Source organism: Roseateles sp. (assembly GCF_039929605.1).
GTDB lineage: Bacteria > Pseudomonadota > Gammaproteobacteria > Burkholderiales > Burkholderiaceae_C > Pelomonas.
In genome coordinates, this window is record NZ_JBDSQX010000103.1 from 19,532 (window position 1) to 28,312 (window position 8,781).

The 8,781-nt window shown below is 68.1% G+C and carries 6 protein-coding genes and 1 pseudogene; 4 read left to right on the forward strand and 3 right to left on the reverse strand.

Features of this window, described 5'->3' with window-relative positions:
• The first annotated feature begins 60 nt into the window (after positions 1 to 60).
• Together glgX and malQ are read left to right on the forward strand one after the other, a co-directional pair.
• Positions 61 to 2,163: a glycogen debranching protein GlgX gene (gene glgX, locus ABIS05_RS14355; protein ID WP_348009222.1), complete on the forward strand. Its 2,103-nt coding sequence runs from the start codon at positions 61 to 63 to the stop codon at positions 2,161 to 2,163.
• Positions 2,160 to 3,671 carry a 4-alpha-glucanotransferase gene (gene malQ / locus ABIS05_RS14360; protein WP_348009223.1) on the forward strand — a complete coding sequence of 504 codons (1,512 nt, stop codon included), beginning with the start codon at positions 2,160 to 2,162 and terminating at the stop codon, positions 3,669 to 3,671. The genes glgX and malQ overlap by 4 nt, the downstream gene beginning before the upstream one ends.
• 1 nt (position 3,672) lies before the next feature.
• On the opposite strand, the gene ABIS05_RS14365 is transcribed toward malQ, so the two are convergent.
• Positions 3,673 to 4,116, reverse strand: coding sequence for a helix-turn-helix domain-containing protein (locus ABIS05_RS14365; protein ID WP_348009224.1), 444 nt, complete (start codon positions 4,114 to 4,116; stop codon positions 3,673 to 3,675).
• Positions 4,117 to 4,197: 81 nt separating this feature from the next.
• Between ABIS05_RS14365 and ABIS05_RS14370 the strand changes: the two genes are divergently transcribed.
• Complete coding sequence (locus ABIS05_RS14370; protein ID WP_348009225.1) at positions 4,198 to 5,022, forward strand: oxidoreductase; 825 nt, start codon at positions 4,198 to 4,200, stop codon at positions 5,020 to 5,022.
• Positions 5,023 to 5,034: 12 nt separating this feature from the next.
• Here the strand turns inward: ABIS05_RS14370 and ABIS05_RS14375 are convergent, their stop codons facing one another.
• Both ABIS05_RS14375 and ABIS05_RS14380 read right to left on the reverse strand, forming a co-directional pair.
• Entirely contained in the window at positions 5,035 to 6,864 is a 1,830-nt protein-coding gene (locus ABIS05_RS14375) for a glycoside hydrolase family 13 protein (protein WP_348009226.1), read from the reverse strand.
• Positions 6,865 to 6,950: 86 nt separating this feature from the next.
• Positions 6,951 to 7,097: a hypothetical protein gene (locus ABIS05_RS14380; RefSeq protein WP_348009227.1), complete on the reverse strand. Its 147-nt coding sequence runs from the start codon at positions 7,095 to 7,097 to the stop codon at positions 6,951 to 6,953.
• Positions 7,098 to 7,243: 146 nt separating this feature from the next.
• Between ABIS05_RS14380 and ABIS05_RS14385 the strand changes: the two are divergent.
• Positions 7,244 to 8,781 (forward strand): annotated as a pseudogene (locus ABIS05_RS14385) (DUF3372 domain-containing protein); the annotation flags it as partial.

Sequence of the window (8,781 nt, forward strand, 5' to 3'; positions counted from 1 at the left end):
GAGGCTGGTGCTTTCTCTGTGCCTCTGTGCCTCTGTGGCTGTGTTTCAAAGGCATAGCGCTTGCTTGCTCGTTCCGGTATGGCCCACCTACCCGACCTCCAACCCGGCTGGCACGAGCCGCTGGGTTCCTTCGCCCGCGACGGCGGTGTCAACTTCGCCATCGCCAGCGAGAACGCGACGCGCATCGAGCTCTGCGTCTTCGACGGTGAGGGCCAGCGCGAGCTGCGCCGCTACACGCTGGACGGCCCGCATGACGGCGTCTTCCACGGCTTTCTGCCCGGCGTCGGCCCGGGGCTTGTCTACGGCGTGCGTGCCCACGGCCCCTACGTACCGGAGCAAGGCCACCGCTTCAATCCGCACAAGCTGTTGCTCGACCCCTGGGCGCGCGAGATCGTCGGCCACTTCGGCTGGCGCGCCGAGCACCATGGCTATGAACTCGGCCACCCCGACGGCCCGCGCTCGCTGGACACGCGCGACAACGCCACGCAAGCGTTGAAGGCCCGCGTGGCCCCTCCGCCGGTGCTGCACTCCCGCGCCGATCACCCGCGCCGCACCCCGGCCGACGTCGTGCTCTACGAAGTCCACGTCAAGGGTTTCTCCAAGCTGCTGTCCGGCGTGCCGGAGGAACTGCGCGGCACCTACGCCGGCCTGGCCCACCCGGCGGCCGTTGCTCATTTCAAGCGCCTTGGCGTGACGACGCTATCGCTACTGCCGGTGCAGTACTGCATCGACGAGCCCCACCTCGCCGAGCGCGGCCTGCACAACTACTGGGGCTACAACACGCTGGGCTTCTTTTGCCCCGACCCGCGCTGGGCGCAGGCTCAGCATCGGCAGGATCCGACCGCCGTGACGGCCGAGTTCCGCCAGATGGTGGCGGCGCTGCACGAAGCCGGCCTGGAGGTCGTGCTGGACGTCGTCTACAACCACACGCCGGAAGGCAACGAGTTCGGCCCGACGCTGAGCTTCCGGGGTTTGGACAACACCACCTGGTACCGCCTGGTGCCCGAAGACCACAGCCGCAACGAGAACCTGACCGGCTGCGGCAACACGCTGCGCTGCTCGCAGCCGCGCGTGACGCAGTTCGTGCTGGACTCGCTGCGCTACTGGGTGGCCGAGATGGGCGTGGATGGCTTTCGTTTCGACCTGGCCCCCGTGCTGGGCCGCACCCGCAACGGCTACGACGCCAATGCCGCCTTCTTCACCGCGCTGCGGCAGGACCCGGTGCTGGCCGGCGTGCACCTCATCGCCGAGCCCTGGGACGCGGCCTACGACGGCTACCAGGTCGGTCGCTTCCCGGGCCGCTTCCTGGAGTGGAACGACAAGTTCCGCGACGCCGTGCGCGGCTACTGGCTGGGTGTGGAAGCTGGGGCTGGGGTGGGCCGCGGCGAATTCGCGCGGCGCTTTATGGCGTCCAGCGACGTCTTCCACCACGGCCAGCGCCGGCCCACCGCCTCGGTCAACTTCGTCGCCGTGCACGACGGCTTCACGCTGGCCGACCTGACCAGCTTCAGCAGCAAGCACAACCAGGCCAACGGCGAGGACAACCGCGATGGCCGCGACGGCGAACTCTGCGCCAGCTTCGGCGCCGAAGGCCCGACGGCTGACGCCGCCATCAACGCCACGCGCGAGCGCGTGCGTCGCGCACTGCTGGCCACGACGCTGCTGGCCCAGGGCACGCCCATGCTCTGCGCCGGCGACGAGATCGCCAACAGCCAGGGCGGCAACAACAACGCCTACTGCCAGGACAACCCGACCACCTGGTTGAACTGGGACCAGGCCGACTTTCGGACGACCGAACTGGTCGCCGAACTGCTGGCCCTGCGCGCCGCCGAGCCGCTGTTACGCCATCCCCGTTGGTTCGCCAGCGGCCCGGGCGAGGCCAGCATCGCGTGGTACGCGCCCAGTGGCCACGAGATGACGCCCAACGAGTGGCACGACGCCGGCCAGCGCGCCTTCGGCGCCCAGCTGCGCGAAGCCGATGCCAGCGCACCGCGGCTGATGATCGTCTTCAACCCCGACGCGGCGTCCTTGCCCTTCCTGCTCTGCAACGGGCCCTGGCAACTGGTGCTCGACAGCAGCGGCGAATCGGCCGCGCCACTCGTGCTCCCCGGCCAGCCGCTCAACGTGCCGGCCCGATCACTCGTCGTAATGCGTCACCTATGAACCTGAACCAACGCTCCTCCGGCGTGCTGCTGCACATCACCTCGCTGCCCGGCCCGCATGGCATGGGCGATTTCGGCCCCGACGCCTACCGTTTCGTCGACTGGCTGCAGTCCGCCGGCCAGTCCATCTGGCAACTGCTGCCCACCACGCCCATCGGCCCGGGCGACAGCCCCTATCAGGGCGTGTCCGCCTTTGCCGGCAGCCAGTGGATGGTGGCGCTGGAGCCGCTGATCGCCAAGGGCTGGTTGACCCAACCCGAGGCGCCGCATTTCCAGGGCGAGCGTATCGACTACGGCTACGTCACGCCCTGGCGCGAGCAGCAACTGCGCACCGCCGCCGCCGGCTTCTTTGCCCATGCGCTGGACGCCGACCGCATCGCCTTCGCCGCCTGGTGCCTGCAGCAGCAGGGCTGGCTGGACGACTACGTGCTCTTCATGGCCATCCGCTCGCCGCTGAACGGCCAGCCCTGGTGGGAGTGGAGCGAAGGCCTCAAGAAGCGCGAGCCTGCGGCGCTGGCCGAAGCCCGCAAGGCCTACGCCGACGAGATCGCCTTCTGGCAGTTCGTGCAGTGGCAGTTCGACGTGCAGGGCGGGGCGCTTAAAAGCTACGCCAACGAACGCGGCGTGCACCTGATGGGCGACCTGCCCATCTTCGTCGCCCACGACAGCGCCGACTGCTGGTCGCGCCCCGACCTCTACGAGCTGGACGAGAACTTCCAAACCACGGTGGTGGCCGGTGTGCCGCCCGATGACCTCGGCCCACTCGGCCAGCGCTGGGGCAACCCGCTCTACCGCTGGGACAAGATGGCCGAGGAAAACTACGTCTGGTGGACGGCGCGCATCCAGCGTGCGCTGAGCCAGGCGGATGTCTTTCGCATCGACCATTTCCGCGGCTTTGCCGGCTACTACGAGATTCCGGTAAGCCACCCCGACGCCAGGCATGGCCAGTGGCTGACCGGCCCCGGCATGGCGCTGTTCGACGCGATCAAGGCCTCCCTGGGCGAGTTGCCCATCGTGGCCGAGGACCTCGGCTTCATCACCGACGACGTGCACGAGCTGCGCGACGGCTGCGGCTTCCCCGGCATGAAGATCCTGCAGTTCGCCTTTGGCGGCGAGGGCGACCACGAGTTCCTGCCGCATATGTGGCCCACGGCTTCGGTCGCCTACACCGGCACGCACGACAACGACACGGTGCGCGGCTGGTGGAACCAGGCGGGGCCTCGAGAGCGCGCCTTCGCCGGCTCCTACCTCGCCTGCGGCGACCACGACGTGCACTGGGCCATGGTCCGCGCCTGCGCCAACTCGGTGGCCAACACGGCCATCTACCCACTGCAGGACGTGCTGGGGCTCGGAAGCGCCCACCGCATGAACGTGCCCGGTGTGCTGGGCGGCAACTGGGGCTGGCGCTTCCACTGGGACTGGATCGGCAGCGAGCCGACGCGGGTGCTGGGGCTCATCACGGCGGCGTCCGGGCGCGGGCCGTTTGAGCTGTTGAGCCTGCCGGCCTGAGTCAGTCCGCCTGCTCGGCGGGCCCCATGCGCATCGGCCGGCTGCCGAGCTTGGCGCCGCTGACGGCGTCGACGCCGATGGGTTCGATCTCCAGGCCGGTCTCATCATCGATGTAGCGCGCTAGGTTCTTGCCGCAGTTGCGCTGCGCCCACGCGCCCAGCATCAGCAGCACGGGCAGGAAGTCCTGGCCCGCAGCGGTCAGCACGTATTCCTCGCGTGGCGGGCGCTCGGAGTAGATGCGTTTCTCCAGCAGCCCCGCTTCCGTCAATGCGACCAGCCGCTTGGTGAGCATGGTCGGCGCGATGCCGAGGTTCTTGCGGAACTGGTCGAAGCGGGAGAGGCCGGCGTGCGCGTCGCGCAGGATCAGCATGCTCCAGGTATCCCCCACGGATTCGAGGCCGCGAGCGACCGGGCACCCCGGCATGAGACTTCTTTTGCTATTCATATCGTTTCGGTAGTGACATGCTACTGTTTTGATACTAACATCCTATTCATCGGCAATCCAGCCCGCAATGAAGGAGATCGAATGAGCAAGATAAGCAATGCCAGCAAAGGGATTGCCCTGGTGACCGGCGCGTCGTCAGGCATCGGCCTCGTGACCGCGCACGCTTTGACGCAGGCCGGCTACCGGGTGTTCGGCACCAGCCGCAAGGCGATGGCCAACCCGCCGCAGGACATCACGATGCTGGTCTGCGACGTGACTGACGAGGCGTCCGTGAAGAGCCTGGTGGATGAGGTCATCAAGCAGGCGGCGCGCATCGACCTCGTCGTCAACAACGCCGGCGTGGGCTTGCTCGGCGGCGCCGAGGAATCGTCCATCGGCCAGGCGCAGCGGCTGTTCGACGTGAACGTGTTCGGCGTTGCGCGCGTCGTCAACGCGGTGCTGCCGTTCATGCGCGCGCAAAAGGGCGGCCGCATCGTCAACATGAGTTCCATCCTGGGCCTGATCCCGTCGCCCTTCAATGCTTACTACGCGTCGACCAAGCATGCGATCGAGGGCTATTCGGAGTCTCTCGACCATGAAGTGCGCCGCTTCGGCATCCGCGTGGTGCTGGTGGAGCCCGGCGTGACGCGCACCTCCTTCGAGGAGAACCTGACGCGCGCCGACCGGCCCCTGGCGACCTATGCCGAGGACCGGGCGCGCAGCGAGACGCTGATGCGCCAGTGGGTCGAGGCCGGTGACGCGCCGCAAGTCGTCGCCGACGCCGTCGTCGAGGCGGCCACCGCGGCAGCGCCGAAGTTGCGCTACTCCGCCGGTAAGCAGTCGACGCAGGTGCGTGCGCTGCGTCGCTACCTGCCGGGCGGCGTGGTCGACAAGATCCTGCGCAAGTTCAACGGCTTCCCGGCTTGACGGGCCTGGCCTTCAGCGCTTGATCTCCAGGATCAGCGGGCTGCGGGCCGGCACGTTCAGGGTGGTGCCGAGCACGGTCTCGGTCCCACGCATGACGTCAAGCGCCCGGTCGCCGGGCTTGATGCGTTCGCTGAAGCGGGCGGCGCTGAGGTCCACGGCCTTGCCGGTCTTGTTCAGCGCGACCATGACTGTGCGGCCAGCGTCATAGCGGAAGAACACGTACACGCCCTCCAGCGGCGCGAACTGCATCAGCGCGCCGTCGTGGATAACGGTCGCGGTCTTGCGCCAGGTGAAGAGGCGGCGCGTCCAGTCCTGCATGTCGCGCTGCTCGGCGCTCAAGCCGGCGCCGGTGAAGGCGTTGACCGTATCGCCCGGCCAGCCGCCCGGCATGTCGGCACGAACGCGGCCGTCGTCGCGCTCGACGGGGCTCTGCATCAGCAGCTCGCTGCCGTAGAAAAGCTGCGGGATGCGGCGCGTCGTCGCCAGGTAGGCCAGCGCGATCTTTGTCAGGCCGACGTCGTTCTTCAGCAGCGATAACAGCCGCGGCGTGTCGTGGTTGCCGTCGAACAGCACGAGCTTGGCCGGGTCGCGGTAGACGAAGTCATGGGCCAAGCCCTCATAGATGCGGGTCAGCCCCGTGAACGGGCCATCGTCCTCGGTCAGCGCGGCGAGCAGGCTGGCCTGCAGCGGGAAGTCCATCATGCTCGGCGCGTGCGAAACGTAGCCGTCGTGGTTCTTCTTGCCACGCTGCCAGTAGGCGACGACGGCGGGGTGCGGGCTCCACTCCTCGCCGACGATGTTCAGGCGTGGGTACTCCTGCATGACGCGCGCTGACCAGCGGCTCAGGAACTCGCGGTCCGAGTAGGAGTAGGTGTCGGTGCGCAGGCCCGACAGGCCGTAGCGCTCGATCCACCACAGCGTCATCTGCGTCAGGTAGGTCGCCAGCTCCGAGCGGCGCTGGTTCAGGTCGGGCATGCCGGGCACGAACCAGCCGTCGGTGAAGCGCTTGCGGTCGTTCGCCGAGGCGTACGGGTCCTGCAGCGTCATGCGGGCGCGGTGAGTCTCGGTGTATTCCGGCCACTGGTTGACCCAGTCGGGTGCGGGCAGATCCTTCATCCACCCATGCCCGGCGCCGATGTGGTTCAGCACGATGTCCTGGATGACGCCGAGGCCCTTGGAGCGAGCCTCGGCTACGAAGGCGCCGAAGTCGTCGTTCGTGCCGAAGCGCGGGTCGATGCGATAGAAGTCGGTCGCGGCATAGCCGTGATAGCTGTACTTGGCGCTGTTGTTCTCGACCAGCGGCGTGGGCCAGACCTGCGTGAAGCCCAGGCCGGCGATGTAGCCCAAGTGCTGGCGCATGCCGGCCAGGTCGCCGCCATGGCGGCCACCGGGGTCGGCGCGGTCGAGGCCTTCCTTCATGTCAGCCTGCTTTCCACTGCCTCCTCGGGAAAAGCGGTCGGGCACGACGAGGTAGATGGCGTCCCGAGGGCCGAAACCCTGACGGTCTGCGGAACCGGGTGCGCGGTCCAGCAGCGGGTAGCGCAGCGTGGTGCCGCCCACGTTCAGCAGCAGTTCACCGGCCCTGGCGCTGGGCGCAATGTCGAGGTCGACAAAGATGTAGTTGGCGCTGGTCGCGCGGTGGCTGGCCTTGAGCGTGACGCCGGGGTAGGCGGCAAGCGTGGGCTCGGCATCGGCGATGCCGGGCGCGTGCAGCATCAGTTGCAGCGACGTGTCGCGCATGCCGACCCACCAGTTGGGCGGTTCGACACGGTCAAAGGGCTCGGCGGCCATCGTGGGCAGAGTCATCAGCAGGGCAGCGGCTAGGGTGATCAGGGCTTTCATGCGAGACCTTTCAAGGCTCGGTTGGAACTGCTTGGTCAGCACGCAGCTTTTCGGGCTAGTCGTTCAGTCCACGGCGTTGTTCTCGATCAGGTGGGGCACGGCGTCCAGCCGGTCCCGGGCAGCGTGCTGGCACGGGGCTGGGCGGGTACAGCGCGGGTGTCGACCTGCGCCTGGACCGTGGCGACGGCGAGCGCGACAGACAGGGTGAGCGTGGGCAGCAATCGCTTCATCATGGGTTCAAATTTCTGTTGCAGCTCAGGCGATGTAATCAAACTACGCGCCCTGTGGGGGCGCAGCATAGCGAGTTGCAAGAGCGAACAAATGCCTTGATTCCCATCAATGTAGTATTGCTACTAATCAAAACTACAAAGGGGACACGATGACACTTCGCCCCAAGATGTGCGCGCTGGCGGGCCTGACGCTGCTGGCGATGGCTGCGCGGGCGGGCGATCTCGACGACTGCAATGCCCAGGTGCCGGTGCCAACGCCCGCCCCCAGCGCAGTGGCCGAGGCCTACTGGCTAGACGCGCGCACGCTGCAGTGGCCAGGGCTGAAGCTGCAGGCCGGCGAGCGGCTGCGCTTGCATCACGCACGCGCGGCCGGCTTGCGAGCGATGGTGGGAGACGCGGTGCGGGGCGCCGATGGAGCGGTCGAACTGCAGCCGAGCGCGACGGCACTGCCTGCCCGGTTTCGCTTCATCGGCGCGGGGCCGCGCTTCGCCGTCATCGCTGCCGACGTGGCCGCGTTGTTGCGCGAGCAACTGCTGCTGGTGCACGAGACGGCGGACGGCCGCGTCGTCACGTCCACCGGCGTGCAGACGCCCGGTGCGCTGGATGCGCTCTACGCCGCCGCCGAGCGTGTCGACGACCTCGGTGCCCATCCGGCCAAGGCGCGGACGGGTTTTGCCGTCTGGGCGCCAACCACCCAGAGCGTGCAGTTGTGCCGTTATGGAGGCGCCGAGTCGCCCGCAGTCGCGGTAGACGCGATGCAGGCCGACACCGCCACCGGCGTGTGGCGCGCCTTGCTTCCTGGCGACCTGAGCGGTCAGGCCTACCGCTACCTGGTCGACGTCGTCACCCCCACGCATGGCCGCGTGCGCAACCTCGTCACCGACCCGTACGCCGTCGCGCTGACGGCCGATTCGCAGCGCAGCGTCGTCGCCGATCTCGCGTCGCCCGCGCTCAAGCCCAAGGGCTGGGATGCCGCCCCGCGCCCACGTCGGCTTGAGGCGGCGACGGGCCAGCTCATCTACGAGCTGCACGTGCGCGATTTCTCCATCAGCGACGCGACCGTGCGGCCCGCCTGGCGCGGCAAATACCTGGCCTTCACCGAGGGCGCGTCCAACGGCATGAAGCACCTGAAGGCGTTGGCCAAGGCGGGCATGACGGACGTGCACTTGCTGCCCGTCTTCGACTTCACCAGCGTGCCCGAGCGCGGCTGCAAGACGCCGACGGTGCCGAACGCGCCGGCCGACAGCGAGGCCCAGCAAGCCGCCGCCATGGCTGTGGCCGCCGAGGACTGCTTCAACTGGGGCTACGACCCCTGGCATTTCAATGCGCCTGAGGGGAGTTACGCGACCGACCCGCTCCAGCGTGTCGTCGAGTTCCGGCAGATGGTGATGGCGCTGCACCGGGCCGGCCTGCGTGTCGGCACGGACATGGTCTACAACCACATGGCCGCAGCCGGCCAGGCGCAGAAGTCCGTGCTGGACCGCCTCGTGCCCGGCTACTACCACCGCCTCAACGCCAAGGGCGAGATCGAGCGCTCGACCTGCTGCGACAACACGGCCACCGAACACCGCATGATGGCCCGGCTCATGACCGATTCGGTGAGCACGTGGGCGCGCGATCATCACATCGACTCGTTCCGCTTCGACCTCATGGGGCACCAGCCCCGCGCGGTCATGCAGGCGCTGCA